Below are 21,189 nucleotides of genomic sequence, written 5' to 3'. Positions count from 1 at the left end.
CCGATGCCCCTAAACCTAAAGCCGAGTCGGCTCCAGCCCCGTCGCGATCCTAATCGGCAATTGGCCAGTAGCGGACATCAATTCCTCCCTATGCGAAGCGTGGGGAGGGGGACCGCCGCTGAAAGCGGTGGTGGAGGGGAAGATTCGGAGGTCGCGCCTTTTCCCCTCCACCAGCCTTCGGCCGGTCCCCCTCCCCATCTACCGATGGGGAGGAACAGGATAGGTCCGCTTTCCACCCAAACCAGTCACGACAGCGCAACGCATCAAGACCGAACGGAACGCAACCGCCCCCAAACCCATTCCCCAGCCAAAGCCGCCGCCATGCTCAACCCGGTCAACGGAAACAGCAACCCCAGCCCCAGCATCGATCCCGCCACGACCCGCTTCTCACGCACCCCCGCAGCAGGCGGCTCCCCCGACCGCCGCTTCCACCACAGCAGCGGCGCGGTCAGGCATAGCAGCAGCAGGCACAGGCATCCCGCCAGCATCAGCAATCGGTTCGCCTCGCCATATTCCAGCCCCTGATGGGTGGCGACGCCCCATTCGACCGCCTTGGCTCCGCCGCCGAACATGCGCCAGTCGACATCCTGCGCCACCGCGCCGGATCCCGCATCGATGGTCAGGACATGCGCATCCTCCGCCTTCACCGCCTGCGCCGACGCCAGCCAGGGCATGCCCGCAGAGGCCGGAAAGCCGATCATGACCCCGCCCTTCAACCCGCGCCCTTCGGCGATCCGCACGATCTCATCCACGCCGACGCCGCCCAAACCGCCCGGCCCCGAACCGCCCGGCACAGCGCCGCCGTCCCGCAAGGCCCAGGGCAAAGCCTCCTTCACCGGCGCGCTCCACGGAACGACCGCGGCGGCAGGCCGCCCCAGCCCCCGCTCCGCGATCAGCCCGCGCAACCCGCCGCCCCAAACCGCCGTCCAGGGCATGCCGGTGACGGCGAGAAACAGGATCACCCCCGCCGCCAGAAAACCCACCGTGCCATGCAGGTCGCGCCAGAACAGCCGCCCGCCCGGCCGCCCCCGCAACGCCAGCGCCCGGTTCCCGGCACGCGGCCAGCGCAGGTAAAGCCCGGTCACGCACAGCAGGATCGCCCAGCCCGCCACCACCTCGACCAGCCGGTTGCCGACCGGCCCGGTCAACGCCAGGCTGTGCAGATCCCTGACCGTCCGCATGACGCCCCCGCCGGTCAGCCTGCCCAAAATCCGCCCGTCATGGGGATCGACGAACCAGACCGTCCCGCCGACCGTCAGCCGCCAGCTTTCATCGGCGGCGGCGGGCCGCTGCATCTGGCTCACCGCCCCGCCGCTGGCCTTCTCCACCGCCGCGACCAGCCGCGACGGCGGCAGCAGCGCCCCGCCCGGCCGCACCACGATCCGGTCATGATAGACGGCTCGCTCGATCTCCAGCTTGTAGAGATAGAGCGCGCCCGTCACCGCCATCAGCGCCAGCACCGGCAACACGATCAGCCCGGCATAGAAATGCCAGCGCCACATCGCCCGATAGAAGGAACCGCTTTCCACGGTCAGAACCGCGCCCGCACGCCGCCATAAAAGGCGCGCCGCTCTATGGGGTAGAAGGCCACGCTGCCCTCATTCGCAAGCGTCGCTGGATTGTCCGGCACATAGCGGACCAGGGCGCCAATATCGCCCACGGCCCGCTCCCCGGTCAGGTTGCGCGCATCCAGGAACAGGGTGACGCCCGGCTTCACCTCCGCCTGCGCGCCGAGGTTCAGCGTCGCATAATCCCCGACCCGCTTCGTGTTGGCATAGTCGACCCATGCCCCCTGCGGCAGCCATTCGATGGCGGGCGAAATGCTCAGCCGCTCCGTCCCCAACTTCAGCTCCGCCCGGTAGAAATGGCGCGGCACCACCGGCAGGCGATTGTCGCCGAACTGCGCATCGTCGCGGAAGCGGAAATCGCTATATTGATAGACCTGCCTCAGGCTCGCCCATGGGGTCAGCCTCAGGTCCAGCCCCGCCTCTATCCCCTGATGCCGCGTCCGCCCGGCATTGAAGGTCGCTGCCGGATACAGCCCCGCCACCACATTATATTGCAGCAACTCGCCCTTGAGATCGGCGCGATAGAGGCTGACGTCCCAATGCGCGATGCCCAGCGTGCCGCGCGTGCCCACCTCAACCGTCCATGCCCTTTGCGTGGCCAGCGGCGTAAAGCCCGGCGCACCACCGGCGGGTGCCTGCCCCAGTTCGATGAAGCCGGGCAATTCCACCGAGCGGCTGTAATTGGCGTAGAATTGCACCGCCTGCGCCGGCTCGAACAGCAGCCCGAATTTCGGCGCGAAGGCGTCGAACGACACGTCCCCGCTCCGCGCCGGGGCGAGGCAGTTGTCGAGCCGCCGCTCGCCATGGGTATAGATGCCGCCCGCGATCAGCCACAGCCCCGCGACCGGCGCGAGCCGCGCCTCGCCATAGCTGTTGATCGTCTGCGCCCGCGCCTTCTGATAAGAGGTCGGCGCGCCCGCCCGCCCGTTCAGATTGACGAACTGGCGGAAGCGCCCATGCCCGAACCGCGCCTGCGCGCCCAAAGTCAGTTCGACCGGCATCCCGCCCAGATCGGCCGCCAGATCGACGCTGGCGAAGACCCCGCGATCCTCCGACTTCTGGTCGACCACCTGATAGATGGGATGATCCAGCGCCTTGGCGTTGAAATAGACGCCGAAGGCCAGTTCGCCGCGATCCAGCGCCACGGTCGTGCGGTTCTGAAGGCGGATCGAATCGATGTTGCGCGCCTGATCGCCCGAGAAATTGCCCTTGGCTGGATGGTCCAGCGCATCGCCTTCATTCAGCGCACCGGACAATTTCTGCCGGATCGTCTGCACGCTGGCATAGAAGCGCGTCTCCACCCGGTCATTGAGCTTCAGCCCGACATTGCCGTTGAAGCGCAGCGCCCGCCGCCGCCCATGGTCCCGATCGCCATCGGACCGATCGGCGGTCAACGCGGCCCACGCATCCCCGCGCCCGTCGCTATAGCCATAGGCCGCCTTCGCCCGCAGCGTGTCGAACGAACCCCCATCGACCCGCATCTCCGCACCCGGCGCGCTCCGCCCGGTCGGCGTCACCGCATTGATCGCCCCGCCCAGCGTCGACCCGCCCAGCCGCAGCGCATTGCCGCCGCGATAGACCTCCAGATGCTGGAAGACCTGCGGGTCCAGTTCCTGGAAATCGCCATTGTCGTCGGCCATGTTGATCGGAATGCCGTCCTGCAACAGCGTCAGGCCGCGCATATGATAGCCCCGCGACAGGCCGGACCCGCGAATGGAAATCCGCACCTCCTGCCCGAACCGGGGCTGCGTATAGACGCCGGGGGAAAAGCTCAGCGCATCGCGCAGGGAAACGGCGAGCTTGTCGCCGAAATCCTCCGCCGGCACGACGTCGACGCCGCCGGGCGCGCGGACGATTTTCGCCGCAGCATCCTCCACCATGGGACTGGCGGTGACGATGATCCGGCTCTGCTCGGCCTCCTCGGCCAGGGCGGAAGCGGACAGGGAACAGGCAAGCGCGCACAGCGAAATGCCGCGCGAAACGGAAAAGACAGACATGAAATGATGACCTTGCTGAAAAAATCGCGGAAAATGGCGGATTTTTCAGAAGGCGGGCGGCCCCGAGGAGGGCGGCGGGGGCGCGGCCAGCCGGGCGATCAGCCCGGTCTTGAGCGCGAAGGCGATCGGCCCGAAACCCAATTGCCAGGCGGGCAGAGGCAGATCGGCGAGGGCCAGCGGCGGAACCAGCGGCTGCACCGATGCGGCGAAGGGACAATGCTGCTGCCCCGGCGCGCCGTCATCCGGGCGATGCTTGCCCGACGCCCCGTCCCGGTCGAAGACAGTCCGGTCGACCACGACATTGACCGCCCCTTGCCCCGTGCAGAGCGTCACCACAACGCCCCGTTCGGTGCGCACAGGCATGAAGCCCGAAGGCGCGACAAGCTGCATCGCCAGCACGAGCAGAGCCAGCGCGGCCAAAAGGCCCTTCGCGGATTCCGATCGTCTGACTGCCCCCATCATGGCGCAAAGCCCTAGCGGCGCCCGCCCGTCCTGTCACTAGGACAAAAGGGCCACGGCTGGCATACTCACCTTGACGTAAACGTAAAGCAGAGTTACATCACCTGCCATGGACAAACGCACCACTCTTGCGGGCATCGTCGAACTGCCCGATCATAGCGACCGGCAAGCCTATAGCATCACCGACCTGTCGGAGGAATTCGGCGTCACCGCCCGCGCCCTGCGCTTCTATGAGGACGAAGGGCTGATCGCGCCGGAACGGCAGGGCCTTGCGCGCATCTATTCGCGTCGCGACCGCGCCCGCCTGGCCTGGATATTGCGCGGCAAGCGGGTGGGATTCAGCCTGTCCGACATTCGCGAGATGATCGATCTCTACGACGCCGACGAGGAGCATGAGGAACAGCTCCGCGTCACCGTCGCCAAGTGCGAGGCGCGCATCGCCCTGCTCAACCGCCAGAAGGAGGACATCGACGCCACCATCGCGGAGTTGATGCATTTCCTGGACGTCCTCCAGCAATAATCCCCCTAACCGCAGAACAAAATCCGTCGGAGAAGATCATGCCCAGCTACACCGCCCCTGTTCGCGACACCCGCTTCGTGCTCGACCATGTCCTCGGGCTGGATCGCTACACCAATCTGCCCGGCTTCGAAAACGCGACCGCCGACCTGGTGGAGGCGATCCTGACCGAAGGCGGGAAGGTCGCCGCCGAAATCCTCTTCCCGCTGAACGCCGTGGGCGACAAGGAGGGCTGCACCCGCCACCCGGACGGCAGCGTCACCACGCCGACCGGCTTCAAGGCGGCCTATGACACCTATGTCGAGGGCGGCTGGACGACGCTGAACGCGCCGATCGAATATGGCGGCCAGGGCCTCCCAAGCATCGTTGGGACGGCCGTCAGCGAATATACGCTCTCGGCCAATCTGAGCTTCAAAATGTATCACGGCCTGACCAATGCCGCGGTCGAAGCGCTGATCGCCAAGGGCAGCGAGGAGCAGAAGCGGACCTACATCCCCAATATGGTGTCGGGCAAATGGGCCGGCACGATGAACCTGACGGAACCGCATTGCGGCACCGATCTAGGCCTCATCAAGACCAGGGCCGTGCCAGGGCCTGACGGCAGCTTCACGATCACCGGCACAAAGATCTTCATTTCGGCCGGCGAGCATGACCTGACGGAAAACATCATCCACCTCGTCCTGGCCAAGACTCCCGACGCGCCGGAAGGCAGCAGGGGCATCTCCCTCTTCGTCGTTCCCAAATTCCTGGTGAACGAGGACGGATCGCTGGGCAAGCGCAACGCCGTCTCCTGCGGTTCGCTGGAGCACAAGATGGGCATCCACGGCAATTCCACCTGCGTCATGAACTATGACGGCGCGACCGGATGGCTGGTGGGCGAGGAGAACAAGGGCCTGGCCGCCATGTTCATCATGATGAACGCCGCCCGCCTGGGCGTCGGCCTGCAGGGACTGGCCCAGGCGGAGGTCGCCTATCAGAACGCCGCCGCCTACGCCCATGAACGTCGCCAGGGCCGGGCGCTCACCGGCCCCCAGGATCCGCAGGAAAAGGCCGACACGCTGTTCGCCCATCCCGACGTCCGCCGCATGCTGATGGAGGCGAGGGCCCTGACGGAGGGGTTGCGCGCGCTGATGCTCTGGGGCGCGCTCCAGGTCGATCTTGCCCATCAGGCGGCCACGGAGGAAGAACGGCAGGCGGCCGATGACCTGCTGCAACTGCTGACCCCGGTGATCAAGGGCTATGGCTCGGACAAGGGCTTCGACGTCACCGTGATGGCGCAGCAGGTGTTCGGCGGCCATGGCTACATCTGGGAAAATGGCGTCGAACAATATGTCCGCGACGCCCGCATCGCCCAGATCTACGAAGGCACCAACGGCGTCCAGGGCATGGACCTTGTCGGACGCAAGCTGCCCATGAACGGCGGCCGCGCGCTCCAGGCCTTCCTCAAGATCGTCGGGGAGGAAGTGGCGCAGGCCAAGGGCGACGAGAAGCTCGCCGGCTTTGCCGAAGCGCTGGAAAAGGCGAGCGGCCAGCTCGGCGCGGCGACCATGTGGTTGATGCAGAATGCAATGAAGAACCCCGACAATGCCGGCGCCGGCGCGGTTCACTATATGCACATATTGGGTATCGTCGCGACCGGCCTGATGTGGCTGCGCATGGCGAAGGCGGCCACCGCCCTGCTGGCGGCCGGCCAGGGCGACGCCAATTTCCTGGAAGCCAAGCTGGTGACCGCCCGCTTCTTCGCGGAACGCATCATGCCGGACGCGGGCGCGCTCCGCCGGAAGATCGAGGGCGGCGCGGACAGCCTGATGGCGCTCGATCCGGAAATGTTCCTGGCGGCCTGAGTCCCAGGACAAGGCAGGGACGCCGCGCCCCGGCCAACCGGGCGGGCGTCCTTGCGTTTTCATCCTCCACCGCCGCCGACCTCCTGACACAATGCGCCCGGGGCGGCATAGGCCCATCGGACAATATGATCGGCGCGGGCGCGCGCTTCTGCTGTCCTGCATGCTGGGCATGCTGATGCTGGTCGCCAACAGTCTGCAATGGCTGGCCGCGCTCACGGCGATGGCTCTGCTGTCGACCTCCACCACGCTCTGGTTTATGTCGGATGCACGCTGGCGGCGCTCAGGTTTTAGCTGGCGGTGTCGATGGCGCTGGTCGGGCTGGACTATGCGCTCTGGACATTATGGGCGCGGGACTGGTGGCGAGCGTGGCCAGCTTCCTGCCGATGGCACGGGAATTTCCCTTTTTCGCTGGGCGCGGCGGGAGGGGGAGAAAGCTTTGCTTCAATCAAGCGCTTCGTGCTCCTGCGAAGGCAGGAGCCCAGTTCGAAGGGCGGGACTGGGCTCCTGCCTTCGCAGGAGCACGGTGCTTTTAAAGGAAATGGGGAGAAATCAATCCCCCCATAATTCCTTGAGCTTGCTGAAAAATCCCGTCGATTGCGGGCATTCCTCGCCCGTTTCCGTTTCGCGGAACGCTTCCAGCAGTTCGCGCTGCTTGGCGCTCAGCTTGGTCGGCGTCTCGACATCGACCTGGATCACCAGATCGCCTTGCCCGCGCCCGTTCAGCACCGGCATGCCCGCGCCGCGCTGGCGGATCTGCTTGCCGGACTGGATGCCGCTGGGAATCCGGATCTCATGCCGCTGCCCGTCCAGGCCCGGTACCTCTATCACGCCGCCCAGCGCCGCAGTGGTGATGCTGATCGGGGCGCGGGCGAACAGGGTCGTCCCGTCCCGCTCGAAGATCGGATGCCGCTTCACATGCAGGAAGATATAGAGGTCGCCCGCGGGAGCGCCCCGCGCGCCCGCCTCGCCCTCGCCCGACAGGCGGATGCGGGTGCCTTCGTCGACCCCGGCGGGGATGTTGACGGACAGGGTCTTGGGCCTGTCCACCCGCCCTTCGCCCCGGCAGCTACGGCAGGGGCTTTCGATCACCTGGCCCGCGCCATGGCAGGATGGGCAGGTGCGTTCGACCACGAAAAAGCCCTGCTGCGCCCGCACCTGGCCATGGCCATGGCAGGTGCCGCAACTCCTGACGCCCGTGCCCGGCTGCGCGCCGGAGCCGTCGCAGCTTTCGCAAGGCGCCGAAACCTCTATCTCTATCTCGGTCTTCTTGCCGTGATAGGCGTCGTCCAGCGTGATTTCCATGTCGTAGCGCAGGTCCGCGCCGCGCCGCTGGGCCTGCCGCCCGCCGCCGAAGCCGCCCGCCGCCTGGCCGAAGATGGTCTCGAAAATATCGCCAAGGTCGGAAAAGCCGCCCGCGCCGCGCCCGCCGCCGCCGAAACCGCTGCCATTCTGGAACGCCGCATGGCCGAACCGGTCATAGGCGGCGCGTTTCTGCGGGTCTTTCAGGCATTCATAGGCTTCGGAAACGGCCTTGAACTTGGCCTCGCTGTCGGTGCAGCCCCCATTCTTGTCGGGGTGATATTTCATCGCCAGCTTGCGGTATGCGCTTTTGATCGCGGCCGCGTCCGCCGTGCGCTCGACTTCGAGCAGTTCGTAATAGTCGATTTCGGTGCTCATCTCGCCCCCGGCGTCCCTGCCCCGTCACGGCCATAGCAGTCATGACGGGGCAAGCACATCAGCTTACGCCTTGTTGTCGTCCACTTCGGAGAATTCGGCGTCGACGACATCGTCATCCGCCTTCGGCGCGTCCCCGCCCGGAGCAGCCGCGGCCGCCTGCTCCTTCTCGTAAATGGCCTGGCCCAGCTTCATGGCGACCGTGGCGAGTTCCTGCGCCTTCGCCTTCATGGCTTCCGCATCGCCGCCCTCGACCGCCGACCGGGTGGCGGCGATCGCGGTTTCGATCTCCGACTTGAGGCCAGCGTCCACCTTGTCGCCATGCTCGCCAAGCTGCTGCTCGGTGGTGTGGATCAGGCTTTCGGCATTGTTCTTCGCCTCGGCCGCCTCGCGCTTCTTCTTGTCTTCCTCGGCGAAGCGCTCGGCATCCTTGACCATCTGGTCGATGTCGGCGTCCGACAGGCCGCCCGACGCCTGGATGCGGATCTGCTGTTCCTTGCCCGTGCCCTTGTCCTTGGCATGGACGTTGACCAGACCGTTGGCGTCGATGTCGAAGGTGACTTCGATCTGCGGCACGCCGCGCGGCGCGGGGGGGATGCCGACCAGGTCGAACTGGCCGAGCAGCTTGTTGTCTGCCGCCATTTCACGCTCGCCCTGGAACACGCGGATCGTCACCGCCTGCTGATTGTCGTCGGCGGTCGAATAGACCTGCGACTTCTTGGCGGGGATGGTGGTGTTGCGGTCGATCATGCGGGTGAACACGCCGCCCAGCGTCTCGATGCCGAGGCTCAGCGGGGTCACGTCGAGCAGCAGCACGTCCTTCACGTCGCCCTGCAACACGCCCGCCTGGATGGCGGCGCCCATGGCGACCACTTCGTCCGGGTTCACGCCGGTATGCGGTTCCTTGCCGAAAAATTCCTTCACGGCCTCGCGCACCTTGGGCATGCGGGTCATGCCGCCCACCAGCACCACTTCGCTGATCTCGCTCGCGGAGACGCCCGCGTCGGCCAGCGCCTTCTTGCAAGGCTCCATCGTCCGCTTGATGAGGTCGGCCACCAGCCGTTCCAGATCGGCGCGGGTGATGGTCTTGACCAGATGCTTGGGACCGTTCTGATCGGCGGTGATGAAGGGCAGGTTGACTTCGGTCGACTGCGCCGAGGACAGTTCGATCTTCGCCTTTTCCGCGGCTTCCTTGAGGCGCTGGAGGGCCAGCTTGTCCTTGGTGAGGTCGATGCCCTCATCCTTCTGGAAGCCAGCGGCCAGGAATTCCACCAGCTTGGCGTCGAAATCCTCGCCGCCCAGGAAGGTGTCGCCGTTGGTCGACTTCACCTCGAACACGCCGTCGCCGATCTCCAGGATCGAGATGTCGAAGGTGCCGCCGCCAAGGTCATAGACGGCGATGGTCTTGCCGTCCTGCTTTTCGAGGCCGTAAGCGAGCGCGGCCGCGGTCGGCTCATTGATGATGCGCAGCACTTCCAGGCCCGCGATCTGGCCCGCGTCCTTGGTCGCCTGACGCTGCGCGTCGTTGAAATAGGCTGGAACGGTGATGACCGCCTGCGTGACCGTCTCGCCCAGATAGCTTTCGGCGGTTTCCTTCATCTTCTGCAGGATGAAGGCGGAAATCTGCGAAGGCGAATAATCCTTGCCGCCCGCCTGCACCCAGGCGTCGCCGTTCGGACCCTTGGCGATGCTGTAGGGCACCAGCTCCATGTCCTTCTTCGTCATCGGATCGTCGAAGCGGCGGCCGATCAGGCGCTTCACGGCGAAAATGGTATTGTCCGGATTGGTCACGGCCTGCCGCTTGGCGGGCTGGCCGATCAGGCGTTCGCCATCCTTGGTGAAGGCGACGATGGAGGGCGTGGTGCGCGCGCCTTCCGCATTTTCGATCACCTTGGGCTTGCCGCCGTCCATCACAGCAACGCAGCTGTTGGTGGTGCCCAGGTCGATACCGATTACTTTTGCCATTGTGTCCTCTTTGAACCCCAAATCATATTCAGCGGTTGACGGCCCCATACCTCACGAAAGCGCCAAGGCAAGGGCGTTTGCGCAAGGGATATAGGCGTGCTTTTGCTTGGCACAAGAAGCTGTGACGATTACCTCATGGAAACGACCGGAAACGGGACATTGAGGAAGCCTTTGCCCATGCGCGCATTTTACCCGCTGATCGCCCTTGCCGCCCCTCTCGCGCTCGCCGCCTGCGGCGATCCCGCGCCCACCTATATCGATCAGGCCTGGGTGCGGCTCAGCCCCAACAAGGACATGCCCTCCTCCGGCTATTTCGTCGCCCATGGCGGCGATGCGGACACGGCGCTGCGCGGCGTGCTCACCGATTACGCCCTGAAGGTCGAGATGCACGAAAGCATGAGCGAGGGCGGCAAGATGACCATGAAGCCGCTCGACAGCGTTCCCATCCCGGCAAAATCCAAGGTCGCCTTCGCGCCGGGCGGCAAGCATCTGATGCTTTGGGGCGTCAACGACACGGCGATCGGCCGGGGCAAGATGACGCTCACCTTCCTGCTGGCCAATGGCGACCGCCTGCTGGTCGACGCCGTCATCCAGAAGCCCGGCGCCGCCGCTCGAGCCGCCGAATCGGCGGAGCATGAGGCGCATTGACCGGACGCCCGCTGACCGAGTCCGAAACCGCCCTAGCCCGGTCGGTGTTCGCCGCCGCCATCGATTATCGGCGGGTGCGGGTGCATGATCGCAAATGGTGGCCCTTCCAGCCCCGGCAAGTCACCATGGCGCCGGACGGCGACCTCTGGTTCCATCCGGAAAGCGGCCTGTTCTGCACAGATTTCTGCGACAGCCCGCTGCCCATCCAGGGACATTTCATCCATGAGATGACCCATGTCTGGCAGGCGCAGCGGGGCGGCAGATGGTATCTGCCGCTGATGCGCCATCCCTTCTGCCGCTATGCTTACGACATCGTGCCTGGAAAACCGTTCCGCCGCTACGGGCTGGAGCAGCAGGCGGAGATCGTTCGCCACGCCTTCCTGCTGCGCCGGGGGGTTCCGGTAGAGGGCAAGCCGCCGCTTCCGGTCTATGAAGCGCTGCTGCCGTTCAGCCGGAGTTAGGCTGTATCCACATTCAGAAGATGGCGAGCCAAAAATGGCGGTTTTCCGTGACCCGGCGCGCAGCATGCTCAAAGCAGGTGAGCACCGGAAGCACGGAGATTGAAGCGAGGCACGCGACTCGCTTCAACCATTTGCAGGCCGCCAGGGCTGAATGTCGATACAGCCTAGGGCTGCCCAGCCTGTCGCCCGCCCCATTCGGCCATGCCCGGCCTTCAGCGCTTGACCGACAGGCGGTAGATCATCTGGTGGTGATAGGGCTTGCCCGGATCGACCCGCGCCGACAGGAATTTGGGCTGGTTGGGCGAATCGGGGAATTTCTGCGGCTCCAGCGCGATGCCGTCGCCCATGCGGTAGAGATGACCCTGCTTGCCGATCAGCGTGCCGTCCAGGAAATTGCCGGTGTAGAATTGCACGCCCGGCTCCGTGGTCAGCACCTCCAGCACGCGGCCCGACGCCGGGTCTTCCAGGCGCGCGGCCAGTTCGGGCGTCCTGGTCACGCCCTTGTCCAGCGCGAAATTATGGTCATAGCCGCGCCCGGCGACGATCTGCGCGTCGCGGCCGTCGCGAATGCCGTCCGCCACGCGGCGCGGCGCGCGGAAATCCAACGGCGTGCCCTCCACCGGCTTCAGTTCGCCGGTCGGGATCAGATTGGCGTCCACCGGGGTGAAGGCCCTGGCGGCTATGGTCAGCAGATGCCCCAGCGCGCTCTCCGCCGATCCCTCGCCCGCCAGGTTGAAGATCGCATGGTTGGTCATGTTGACGATGGTCGGCTTGCTGGTCTTCGCGTCGAAGGCGATGCCCAGATTGCCCGCCTCGTCCAGCGTATAGGTGACGGTCGCGTCGAGCTTGCCCGGATAGCCGGCGTCGCCGTCCGGGCTGGTGAGCGACAGGACCAGCGTGGCGGTCGGCCCGCTTTTCAGCGAGACGACCTTCCACGCCTGCTTGTCGAATCCCTTGCCGCCGCCATGCAGCGAATTGACCTTGTCGTTGAGCGGCAATCGATAGCTCTTGCCGTCCAGCGTGAACTTGCCGCCCGCGATCCGGTTGGCATAGCGGCCCACGGTCACGCCGAAATAATTGGGACGGTCGACATAGCCGGCAAGATCGTCATAGCCGAGCAGGACGTCCGCGATCCTGCCGTTGCGGTCCGGCCCGGCCAGATTTTGCAGCGTCGCGCCATAGGTCAGGATGGTGGCGGACACGCCCTGCGCGTTCTTCAATGTGATCGCCTCGATCGCCGTGCCGTCGGCCAGCGTGCCGGCGGGCGCGCGGCTGGCCTCCGCCGCCAGTGCCGCCGTGCTTGCCATCATCAGGCCGCCGCCGTATGACAACGTTGCCAATACCATTTTGTTCATAAGGGCCTTTCGCATGCGGTTCCTCCCCGACGCCATTGACGCGTCATCGGTGGAGATATACTCATACAAAATAATCAGGCGCAACCCTGTTCCGGCGGCGCGCCTTTTCGACACTTCCGGAGAAGGATGAATGGCAGGACCGATTTCCTCAACCGCGGCGCCCGTGGCGGCCCATGATCCGGGCACGCGCTACGGCCCTGCCCTGACTTTGCTGGCCAGCCTCTTCTTCATGTGGGGCTTCATCACCGTCATCAACAACACGCTGCTGCCGCACCTGCGCAGCGTGTTCGAACTCAGCTACACCCAGACGACGCTGATCGAATCGGTATGGTTCATCGCCTATTTCGTCGCCTCCATCCCCTCGGCCAAGCTGATCGAGCGCATCGGTTACCAGAGGTCGCTGGTGACGGGCCTGCTGGTCATGGCGGCGGGCGCGCTGGGCATGATGCTGGCGGCGTCCATCCCCTCCTATGGCGTGACGCTGCTCATGCTGTTCGTGATCGCCAGCGGCATCACCCTGCTCCAGGTCGCGGCCAACCCCTATGTCGCGGTGGTCGGCAGGCCGGAAACCGCCTCGTCCCGCCTTAACCTGGTGCAGGCGATGAATTCGGCCGGCACTATGCTGGCGCCGATGTTCGGGGCTTATCTGATCCTGGGCCGGTCGAAGGGCGGCACCGCCCAGGGCGAAGTCGTGCTGACGCAGGCGGAGCGGCTGGCCGACGCCCAGTCGGTGATCCTGCCCTATGGCCTGGTCGCCATGGTGCTGGTGGTGCTGGCGGTAGTGATCGCGCGCTTCCCGCTGCCCGCCATGGGCGCGTCTGCCACCCGCCTCGCCAAGGAGGAGCGGAAGAAGCATTCGCTCTGGGCGCATCGCAACCTGGTGTTCGGCATCCCGGCCATCTTCATCTACCTGATCGCGGAGATCGGCGTCGCCAACCTGTTCGTGAACTTCGTCAGCCAGCCCGACATCGCCAACCTGACCCATGAGCAGGCGGGCCGTTACCTGACCTTCCTCTGGGGCGGGATGATGGTCGGCCGGTTCGCGGGGTCGGCGATCATGCAGCGGTTCGACGCGGGCAAGGTGCTGGCCGCCTTCTCCATCGGCGCCTTCCTCGTGATGATGATCACCGTCTTCACCCATGGCGAGGTGGCGATGTGGTCGCTGATCCTGGTGGGCCTGTTCCACTCGATCATGTTCCCGACCATCTTCACCCTGGGCATCAAGGGGCTGGGGCCGCTGACCGAGGAAGGATCTGGCCTGCTGATCATGGCGATCGCCGGCGGCGCGCTGGTGGTGGTGCAGGGCTGGCTGGCCGACCATTTCGGCTTGCAGACCAGCTTCCTGCTGACCGCGGCCTGCGAACTCTACATCCTCTTCTATGCGCTGTGGGGATCGAGGCCCACCCATGCGCTGCCCGACCAGCAGATCGGGTGACGGCGCCGAGGGCCCCCAAGCCCTGAAACCCGAAAAGGCCGGAGCGCGACGTCACGCTCCGGCCTTTTTCTTCGTCCGCCGTTCCCGCGAAGGCCGGAAATGAAGCCGATCCACCGCGTCATCGCGCTCGCCATATCCTCCGGCGCGCGGGATGGCGGCGCTGAGCCGGAGACCGCCGGACCTTATTTGTCGGCGGCCGGACCGGGATATGCTATTCCCAACTGCTCCAGATAGGTCGAATATCGCGCGGGATCATAATAATATTTCTCCATCTGCGGCCGCATCTCCTTCATCACCTTCTCGTTGAGGTGAATGGCCGGCCGGTCGTCCGCCGTCAGGACGGGATCGTAGGACTGGGTCTTCAACTGCACGTCGCGATAATAGGTCTTGGCGTCCGCCAGCAGCTTCGGCCGGGTCATCAGGTCGATCACCGTCATCGCGACCGCCTTGGCTCCCGCCACCGTCCCCTTGTGCGCGATCGGCGTGGCCATGGCCATCGCGGCGGTGGCATGATGGAAGATGACATTGGGGATGTTGGCCGGATAGCCGATGGTGATGGTCGGAACCGCCCACATCACGTCGCCGATGTCGTCCGATCCGCCAATGCTGGCGGACCCGCGCGTTTCCGGCGTGGAAAGCGGCATCACGGCCGTGCCCAGGGGCTGGACCTTCAGCTTGTTGGCCGTCTGCACCGACCGGACGAAGGCCTGGTCGGCGGCCGACCATTGGGGCATGCCGACCGCCTGGATGTTGGCGAAGGCGGCCTCCGCCATCGGCTTGTTGCCGAAATTCGGCGCGGCATAGCCCAGCAGGCGGCGCTTCACCGTCGTGCCGGTGGCCTGAGCGGCGGCATCGGCGATCTCATTGCCCGTCTCGAACAGCGACCGGACCGAGGCGAAGTCCTTTTCCCGGAAATAGTACCAGACCGACGCCTTGTCCGGCACCACATTGGGTTGGCCGCCGCCATTGGTGACGACGTCGTGCGAACGCTGGGCCAGCGGCAGGTGCTCGCGGCGGAAATTCCACGCCACGTCCATGAACTCCACGGCGTCCAGCGAGCTGCGCCCCTCCCACGGCATGGCGCCGGCATGGGCCGTCTTGCCGGTGAATTCATATTCCACCGACACCATGGCGGTCAGGCCCATGTCGCCATAGGCCGTGCCGAAGCCGGTATTCACATGGCCGAAGATGCAGGCGTCGACATCCTTGAACATGCCGGATCGGACGTAGAAGGCCTTGGTCGCCAGCAATTCCTCCGCCACGCCGGGCCACAGCATCAGCCGGCCGGGAATCTTGTTCTTCTCCATCACCTGCTTGACCGCGATGGCGGCGGCAATCATCATCGGCATGCCGCTATTATGGCCCTCCCCATGGCCGGGGGCGCCCGCGACCAGCGGCTTGATCGCAGGCGAACCGGGCGTCTGCGACACGCCCAGCAGGCCGTCGATGTCGCTGCCCAGCGCGATCAGCGGACCGCCGCTGCCCCAGGTGGCGGTGAAGGCCGTGGGTATGCCCGCCACGCCGCGCGTCACGGTAAAGCCGTTCCGTTCCAATATCCCCGCCAGATAATCGGAGGTGCGCACCTCCTGAAAACCGGGCTCGGCAAAGCTGAAGACCTGATCCACCATCACCTGGACCTGGCTGGCCTGCGCTTCCACGCCGACCACAGCCTCGGCCTTCAGGGCCTTGGGCGAGGCCGCGGCGGCAACGGCGGGCGAAGCAACGGTGGACAGCAACGCAGCGACAAGAGCAAGGGTGCGACCCAAAGGCTTTTTCCTTTTCATGTTCATGGCTGTGGATTGCTTCCTATTGCGGCGTCAATGTCGGATATTTGATGCCAAGCTGGTCGAGATAGGTGGGATATTTGGCGGGATCGTAATAGAATTTCTCCATTTCCGGCCGCAGCAGCTTCATCGTCTTTGCATTGAGCCAGATGGCGGGCTTGTCCGATGCGGTGATCACCGGGTCGTAGCTGTCGGTCTTGAGCTGCACATCCTTGAAATAGGCCTTGGCGTCCGCGACCAGCTTGGGCGTGGTCATCAGGTCCAGCACCGTCATCGCCAGCGCCTTGGCCCCCGCGACGGCGCCCTTGTGCGCGATCGGCGTCGCCATCGCGATCGCGGACGTGACATTGTGGCCGATCATGTTGGGGATGTTCGACGGGAAGCGGATGGTGATGGTCGGCACCGTCCACATGATGTCGCCGATGTCGTCGGAGCCGCCCCCCATGGACGGCTTGCGGCTTTCGGGCGTGGAAAGTTCGGCCACCTTGTCCCGCAGCGGTTCGACCTTGCGCTTGTTGGTCTCCTGCACCGCCTTGGCGAAGGCCTGGTCGTCGGCGGTCCACTTCGGCATGCCCACCGCCACGATATTGGCATAGGCGGCTTCCGCCAGCGGCTTGTTGCCGAAATTCGGCGCGGCATAGCCCAAAATCTGGCGCGTCACCGTCGTGCCCGTCGCCTTGGCGGCAGCGTCGGCGATCTCATTGCCGACATTGTAGAGATCGCGGATCGACTTGAACGTCCGTTCCCGGAAATAATACCAGACCGACGCCGTGTCCGGCACCACATTGGGCTGGCCGCCGCCATTGGTGATGACGGAATGGGAACGCTGCGTCAGCGGCAGATGCTCCCGCCGGAAATTCCACGCCACGTCCATCAGTTCGACCCCGTCCAGCGCGCTGCGCCCTTCCCAGGGCATGCCGCCCGCATGCGCGGTCTTGCCGTGGAAGCTGTATTCGACCGACACCATGCCGTTGGAGCCCATTTCGCCATAGCCGGTCGAAAAATCGCTGCTGACATGGGTGAAGATGCAGGCGTCGACATCCTTGAACAGCCCGTCGCGGACATAATAGGCCTTGGTCGCCAGCAATTCCTCCGCCACGCCGGGCCACAGCATCAGCCGGCCGGGGATCTTGTTCTTTTCCATCACCTGCTTGACCGCGATGGCGGCGGCGATGACCAGGGGCATGCCCGCATTATGCCCCTCGCCATGGCCCGGCGCGCCTTCCAGCAGCGGCTTGATGTTCGGAATGCCGGGAATTTGCGACACGCCCAGCACGTCGTCGATGTCGCTGCCCAGCGCGATCAGCGGACCGCCGCTGCCCCAGGTGGCGGTGAAGGCCGTGGGTATGCCCGCCACGCCGCGCGTCACGGTAAAGCCGTTCCGTTCCAGTATCGCGGTCAGATATTCGGAGGTCTTCACCTCCTGGAAGCCCGGCTCGGCATAGCTGAAGACCTGATCCACCATCACCTGGATCTGCTTGGCCTGGGCGTCCACGGCCGATGCCGCGGCGGTCTTCATCGCCTTGGGCGCCGCGGCCTGGGCCACGGGCGTCATGAGGGTGGAGGCCAAGGCGAGGACGATGGCGGCTTTCTTCATGCATGTCATGGACGTCAATACCTTCTTTCGGGGCATCAGAACTGCATTTTGACGGAGACGCGGTAGACGCGGCCGATCACGTCGTAAAGGCTGCGGCTGGTCTGGGCATAGGCGGGGACGTTGTTCGCGTCCGGGCCGTTGCCGACGGGGACCGGAGCCTTGTCGAACAGGTTGTTGACGATGAAGGTCAACGTCCCCTTGCCGCCATGGGCCTTGAATTTGAAGCCCAGCGACGCGTCGACATAGGTTGCGCCGTCGATATGATTGTCGTTGATGGTGCGATATTGCGTGGTTGATGCCGGGCAGTTGGTCGTGCACTGGATATAGTCGTTGCCATAGACGCCGTCGCTGAACCCGCGCGCCACCAGGTTGAAGGTGACGGGATCGGCATCATAGAAGGCGCTGATGCGATAGACCCAGTTCGGCGAGGAATAGGTGCCCGCCAGCGAACCGCCATTGACCCCGGCATAGTCGATCGGGAAGCTGATGCCGTTGTCGATCACGTTCTTGATATAATGGGTCGCCATGCCATGGATCGTGAAAGTTCCCGGCAGATTTTCGGATATGTTCGACAATGGCAGGCGATAGCTCGCCTCGATGTCGAAACCCTTGGCGGTCTGCTTCGCGAAGTTGATCGGGCGCAGGACGATGCTGCTGAGCGTGTTTCCGACGAAAACGATATTGCTGCAATAGGCGGCGACCCCCTCCGAATAGCACAGGTCCACCGTATCCTGCGCGGTGACATTGCCGATGGCCTTGTCGATCTTGATCGAATAATAGTCGAAGGAGGCGGTGAAGCCCGGAAGGAAGCCGGGCGTCAGCACCGTTCCCACCGTCCAACTGTCCGCGACCTCAGGCGTCAGGGCCGGATTGCCGACCTGGTTCTGCACGAACTGAAGGGAACCTGTGGCGGGCGCATTGGCGCCTGCCGGGATGATGACGGTATTGGTGCGCGCCGTGCCCGCCGCGAACAGTTCCTGAAGATTGGGCGCGCGGATGTCATGGCTGACATTGCCGCGAAAGCGGATGTCGGGGATCGGCTGAAAGGTTCCGCCGACTTTCCAGGTCTGGACCGAACCGGATGTCGAATAGTCGGTGAAGCGGCCGGCCGCGTTCAGGTTCAGCCCCTTGATCACCGGCAGGTCGACTTCCAGGAAGCCTTCCTTCACCGTATATTTGCCGCGATTGACGAGATAGTTGCCGTAGAGCCAGCCCGAGTTGAACTGCGGGTCGACGGTGCCGCCGATCTGCTCCTTGCGCCATTCCGCGCCGAAGGCTACGGCCGCTGCCCCGCCCGGCAGGTCGAACAGCTCGCCGTTGATGGTCGCGGCGGCGACATCCTGCTTGATGGTCTGGTCGCGCTGGGGCTGCTGCGCGCCGTAGATATAGGCGAGCGCCTCCGCCGAGGGGCCCATGGTTCCCAGGCGGTTGATCGGCACGCAGCCATTGGTGGGGTTGGTCAGCGTCGAACGGCACACGATGCTGCCGCCCGGCCCGAACACGGCGTCCTGGGCCAGCGCCATCCGGGCGTTGTTCCAGGTGTTCGTCAGTTCCTCATGCGCCTTGGTCTCGCCATGCTGATAATAGGCGTTCCAGTTCCAGTTCCGTTCGAGCAGCCCGAATGTGCCCTCGACCCCGCCGACGAAGCGATAGACCTCGCGCTTTATGTCGCTGCCCGGAACCGGGAAGCCGGCGTTGCTGGTCCCCATCGTGAAGGACAAACCCGCCGCCATCCGCGCCGCGACCGCCGGGTAATAGGTCCGCAGATAGGCATTGTCCGCCTGGATCGTGACGCCGGTGCTGGGCGTCTGCTGATAGAAGCTGCGGCTGGTGGAGCGATTGTAGGAAAACTGGCCGAAGATGGTGATGTCCGGCGTCAGGTCGAAGGCGGTGCGATTGAAAAAGCTCAGGCGCTCGTCATGCGGAATCAGCGAATTGGTGCCGATATGCCCGGCTAGCGTCACGCCGGTGTCGCCCCCGACCATCCACGGGCTGAGCACCGATCCATAGGTCAGTTGCCCGGTCTGCCCGGCGCCCAGGAAATAGGTGCCGCGCAGCGGACCGGCGCCGACCAGCCCGCCCGCCGTATAGCCCGAAGGCCCCACCCCCGTCCCCACCAGCCGCTGCGGCTGGCCGTTTGTGCCGTTATAGGCGGGGTTGTTGATCATGAAATAACCGCGGTCGTTCCAGTCGCGGTCTATCGTATCCACGCCATTCTGGTGGAAGAATTCGCCGTTGAACAGCATGTGCAGCCTGTCGTCGAGCAGAGACAGGCCGGCGCTGGCCATGATCTTGTAGTTGCGGCCATCGCCATGGCTGGAGATTCCCTGGTCCAGCCCGACGCGAAACCCCTTGTAATCCTTGTTCAGCACGAAGTTGACGACGCCGCCCACGGCGTCCGATCCGTAAGCCGCCGAAGCGCCGCCGGTCACGACTTCGACCCGTTCCACCAGATCCTGCGGAATGGTGTTGATGTCCACCACGCCCCCGACGGTCGAGGCCACCGACCGCTGGCCATCCAGCAGGACGAGCGTGCGTCCCGTGCCCAGGCCGCGCAGGCCGATCGAATTGATCCCCGCCACCGCGTTGGAAAGGCCGCCGGACTGGGTGCCCGACGTGCCGCTGCCCGCGATGGAGGGAAGCTGGTTGACGAAATCGGAAATATTGGCGGGCGCCTGGGCCGCGATGTCCGCCTGGCTCATCACCGTGACGGGCGTGGGCGCGCTGTAGCCGTCGCGCACGATGCGCGATCCGGTGACGATGATCTGGCTCGCCTCTGGCGCGTCGGCGGCGTCCTGAGCCAGGGCCGGCGGGGCCGACAGCATGGTGAGCAGCCCGCCTGTCGTCGCCAGAAAATGCCTGCGATGCCGATGACGGCGGTCCGATGCCCGATCCGCCGATGTCCTACCCGTCGATGACCTATCTGCCGATGACCTACCTGCCCATGACCTACCTGCCCATGACCTACCTGGAAGTGCAACCACCATCTTGATGTCCCCTGTTTGCGCGTCCTGCGGGCCCTTCGTCATCCTCCTCAGGCATGGGCAAGGGTTCGCGCCATGACGGCACGTGATCGTCAGGGGCTGACGAACGCCTGTTGGCTTTCCCCGGAATATCACCTTGCATCGGCCCCGGCATTCCGGGCGCCCAACCACATCTTATCGTCGCCGGACCTTCCATGGTCCCGCACCGCAGATGTTACACAGTTGGCATCGCGGCTTCCCGTTAAAGTCGACAAGAAAACCGGGCGATATTGCTGAAATCCGGCGCATATCGGTCATGAAGCGCCGGAATCCGGCATCAACAGGCGGGATGCGCCGGATGATTCGCACCGGCCTTATTTCAGCCCTTCGAACAGGACCGGCGGAACCGTTCGCTGGGCGACCGGCCGCATGACGAAACTGCTGCGGATCTTCGCCACATGGGGCAGGGTCGACAGTTCCCGGCGATAAACACGGTCGTAATCGGCGAAGGACCGGACATGCACGGTCATCATGAAATCCGTGTCGCCCGACACGAAGCTGCAATAGCTCATGGACGGGCATTTGACGACCGCCTGTTCAAATTCGTTCAGAACCTGCTCCGCCTGCGACACCAGTTCGATCGAGACATGGACGACGATGCCATATCCCAACCGGACAAGGTCGGGACTGGCCGCGTAGCGGGGCACCATGCCCCGTTCCTCCAATATCTTGCGGCGACGAGCGGCCGCCGTGCTCGACAGATGCACTTTCTCGCCCAGCGCGACGTCGGAAATGCGGCCGTCCTCGACGATCTCGCGCAGCAGGCGCAGGTCCGTCCTGTCCAGTTGATGAGGATCGGATTCCATCGAGAAACACCTCCATCCCGTTGAAAGGCGTCAATTCGGATCCAGTTCATGCCGAT

Annotated in this window: 15 protein-coding genes; 5 read left to right on the top strand and 10 right to left on the bottom strand. The window is 64.9% G+C overall.

The features are described 5' to 3' along the window. Window positions 1–263: 263 nt before the first annotated feature. The 3 genes from Sj15T_RS00745 to Sj15T_RS00735 are packed head-to-tail and all read right to left on the bottom strand — an operon-like array spanning window position 264 to window position 4,027. Window positions 264–1,502, bottom strand: coding sequence for a PepSY domain-containing protein (locus tag Sj15T_RS00745; protein ID WP_041386271.1), 1,239 nt, complete (start codon window positions 1,500–1,502; stop codon window positions 264–266). A 29-nt stretch (window positions 1,503–1,531) separates the two neighbouring features. Then, on the bottom strand, window positions 1,532–3,565 hold the full coding sequence (locus tag Sj15T_RS00740) for a TonB-dependent receptor (RefSeq protein ID WP_013039445.1): 2,034 nt from the start codon (window positions 3,563–3,565) through the stop codon (window positions 1,532–1,534). A 45-nt stretch (window positions 3,566–3,610) separates the two neighbouring features. Further along, on the bottom strand, window positions 3,611–4,027 hold the full coding sequence (locus Sj15T_RS00735) for a DUF2946 family protein (protein ID WP_041385741.1): 417 nt from the start codon (window positions 4,025–4,027) through the stop codon (window positions 3,611–3,613). A 106-nt stretch (window positions 4,028–4,133) separates the two neighbouring features. On the opposite strand from Sj15T_RS00735, the gene Sj15T_RS00730 reads away from it, so the two are divergent. Both Sj15T_RS00730 and Sj15T_RS00725 read left to right on the top strand, forming a co-directional pair. Further along, window positions 4,134–4,544, top strand: coding sequence for a MerR family DNA-binding transcriptional regulator (locus Sj15T_RS00730; protein WP_007681965.1), 411 nt, complete (start codon window positions 4,134–4,136; stop codon window positions 4,542–4,544). Window positions 4,545–4,582: 38 nt separating this feature from the next. Continuing rightward, window positions 4,583–6,385 carry an acyl-CoA dehydrogenase C-terminal domain-containing protein gene (locus tag Sj15T_RS00725; protein ID WP_013039443.1) on the top strand — a complete coding sequence of 601 codons (1,803 nt, stop codon included), beginning with the start codon at window positions 4,583–4,585 and terminating at the stop codon, window positions 6,383–6,385. Between the two features lie 549 nt (window positions 6,386–6,934). Here Sj15T_RS00725 and dnaJ read toward each other — a convergent pair. Further along, the gene (gene dnaJ / locus Sj15T_RS00720; RefSeq protein ID WP_013039441.1) at window positions 6,935–8,062 is read right to left on the bottom strand and encodes a molecular chaperone DnaJ; all 1,128 of its coding nucleotides are present in this window, start codon (window positions 8,060–8,062) and stop codon (window positions 6,935–6,937) included. Between the two features lie 63 nt (window positions 8,063–8,125). Beyond that, the gene (dnaK, locus tag Sj15T_RS00715) at window positions 8,126–10,024 is read right to left on the bottom strand and encodes a molecular chaperone DnaK (RefSeq protein WP_013039440.1); all 1,899 of its coding nucleotides are present in this window, start codon (window positions 10,022–10,024) and stop codon (window positions 8,126–8,128) included. Window positions 10,025–10,201: 177 nt separating this feature from the next. Here dnaK and Sj15T_RS00710 point away from each other — a divergent pair, with 177 nt between their 5' ends. Both Sj15T_RS00710 and Sj15T_RS00705 read left to right on the top strand, forming a co-directional pair. Further along, window positions 10,202–10,672 carry a copper chaperone PCu(A)C gene (locus tag Sj15T_RS00710; RefSeq protein WP_013039439.1) on the top strand — a complete coding sequence of 157 codons (471 nt, stop codon included), beginning with the start codon at window positions 10,202–10,204 and terminating at the stop codon, window positions 10,670–10,672. Next, window positions 10,669–11,133, top strand: coding sequence for a hypothetical protein (locus Sj15T_RS00705; RefSeq protein ID WP_013039438.1), 465 nt, complete (start codon window positions 10,669–10,671; stop codon window positions 11,131–11,133). The genes Sj15T_RS00710 and Sj15T_RS00705 overlap by 4 nt, the downstream gene beginning before the upstream one ends. A gap of 212 nt (window positions 11,134–11,345) precedes the next feature. Here the strand turns inward: Sj15T_RS00705 and Sj15T_RS00700 are convergent, their stop codons facing one another. After that, complete coding sequence (locus tag Sj15T_RS00700) at window positions 11,346–12,443, bottom strand: aldose epimerase family protein (RefSeq protein WP_148225535.1); 1,098 nt, start codon at window positions 12,441–12,443, stop codon at window positions 11,346–11,348. Window positions 12,444–12,618: 175 nt separating this feature from the next. On the opposite strand from Sj15T_RS00700, the gene Sj15T_RS00695 reads away from it, so the two are divergent. After that, a complete protein-coding gene (locus Sj15T_RS00695) occupies window positions 12,619–13,923 on the top strand; it encodes a sugar MFS transporter (protein ID WP_041385736.1) in 1,305 nt (434 codons plus the stop codon). A gap of 182 nt (window positions 13,924–14,105) precedes the next feature. Here Sj15T_RS00695 and Sj15T_RS00690 read toward each other — a convergent pair whose 3' ends face one another. The 4 genes from Sj15T_RS00690 to Sj15T_RS00675 form a co-directional block, all read right to left on the bottom strand. Continuing rightward, window positions 14,106–15,713, bottom strand: coding sequence for an amidohydrolase (locus Sj15T_RS00690; RefSeq protein ID WP_013039435.1), 1,608 nt, complete (start codon window positions 15,711–15,713; stop codon window positions 14,106–14,108). Between the two features lie 16 nt (window positions 15,714–15,729). Then, the gene (locus Sj15T_RS00685; RefSeq protein ID WP_013039434.1) at window positions 15,730–17,304 is read right to left on the bottom strand and encodes an amidohydrolase; all 1,575 of its coding nucleotides are present in this window, start codon (window positions 17,302–17,304) and stop codon (window positions 15,730–15,732) included. Window positions 17,305–17,339: 35 nt separating this feature from the next. Then, the gene (locus Sj15T_RS00680) at window positions 17,340–20,129 is read right to left on the bottom strand and encodes a TonB-dependent receptor (protein WP_013039433.1); all 2,790 of its coding nucleotides are present in this window, start codon (window positions 20,127–20,129) and stop codon (window positions 17,340–17,342) included. A gap of 512 nt (window positions 20,130–20,641) precedes the next feature. Further along, the gene (locus Sj15T_RS00675; RefSeq protein ID WP_007686366.1) at window positions 20,642–21,133 is read right to left on the bottom strand and encodes an Lrp/AsnC family transcriptional regulator; all 492 of its coding nucleotides are present in this window, start codon (window positions 21,131–21,133) and stop codon (window positions 20,642–20,644) included. Window positions 21,134–21,189 lie beyond the last annotated feature (56 nt).

This window comes from Sphingobium sp. TA15 (genome assembly GCF_037101235.1).
In the GTDB taxonomy this organism is placed as follows: Bacteria; Pseudomonadota; Alphaproteobacteria; order Sphingomonadales; family Sphingomonadaceae; genus Sphingobium; species Sphingobium indicum.
The sequence above is the reverse complement of the archived record's forward strand: the minus strand, read 5'-3'. Positions and strand labels throughout refer to the sequence as shown.

Bases quoted from the DNA above. Each gene is read 5' to 3' on its own strand.
- Sj15T_RS00740 (WP_013039445.1), bottom strand. From the start codon at position 3,565: ATGTCTGTCTTTTCCGTTTCGCGCGGCATTTCGCTGTGCGCGCTTGCC.
- Sj15T_RS00700 (WP_148225535.1), bottom strand. From the start codon at position 12,443: ATGATGGCAAGCACGGCGGCACTGGCGGCGGAGGCCAGCCGCGCGCCC.
- dnaJ (WP_013039441.1), bottom strand. From the start codon at position 8,062: ATGAGCACCGAAATCGACTATTACGAACTGCTCGAAGTCGAGCGCACG.
- Sj15T_RS00710 (WP_013039439.1), top strand. From the start codon at position 10,202: ATGCGCGCATTTTACCCGCTGATCGCCCTTGCCGCCCCTCTCGCGCTC.
- Sj15T_RS00735 (WP_041385741.1), bottom strand. From the start codon at position 4,027: ATGATGGGGGCAGTCAGACGATCGGAATCCGCGAAGGGCCTTTTGGCC.
- Sj15T_RS00680 (WP_013039433.1), bottom strand. From the start codon at position 20,129: ATGCTGTCGGCCCCGCCGGCCCTGGCTCAGGACGCCGCCGACGCGCCA.
- Sj15T_RS00730 (WP_007681965.1), top strand. From the start codon at position 4,134: ATGGACAAACGCACCACTCTTGCGGGCATCGTCGAACTGCCCGATCAT.
- Sj15T_RS00685 (WP_013039434.1), bottom strand. From the start codon at position 17,304: ATGAAGAAAGCCGCCATCGTCCTCGCCTTGGCCTCCACCCTCATGACG.
- Sj15T_RS00725 (WP_013039443.1), top strand. From the start codon at position 4,583: ATGCCCAGCTACACCGCCCCTGTTCGCGACACCCGCTTCGTGCTCGAC.
- Sj15T_RS00695 (WP_041385736.1), top strand. From the start codon at position 12,619: ATGGCAGGACCGATTTCCTCAACCGCGGCGCCCGTGGCGGCCCATGAT.
- Sj15T_RS00690 (WP_013039435.1), bottom strand. From the start codon at position 15,713: ATGAACATGAAAAGGAAAAAGCCTTTGGGTCGCACCCTTGCTCTTGTC.
- dnaK (WP_013039440.1), bottom strand. From the start codon at position 10,024: ATGGCAAAAGTAATCGGTATCGACCTGGGCACCACCAACAGCTGCGTT.
- Sj15T_RS00745 (WP_041386271.1), bottom strand. From the start codon at position 1,502: ATGTGGCGCTGGCATTTCTATGCCGGGCTGATCGTGTTGCCGGTGCTG.
- Sj15T_RS00675 (WP_007686366.1), bottom strand. From the start codon at position 21,133: ATGGAATCCGATCCTCATCAACTGGACAGGACGGACCTGCGCCTGCTG.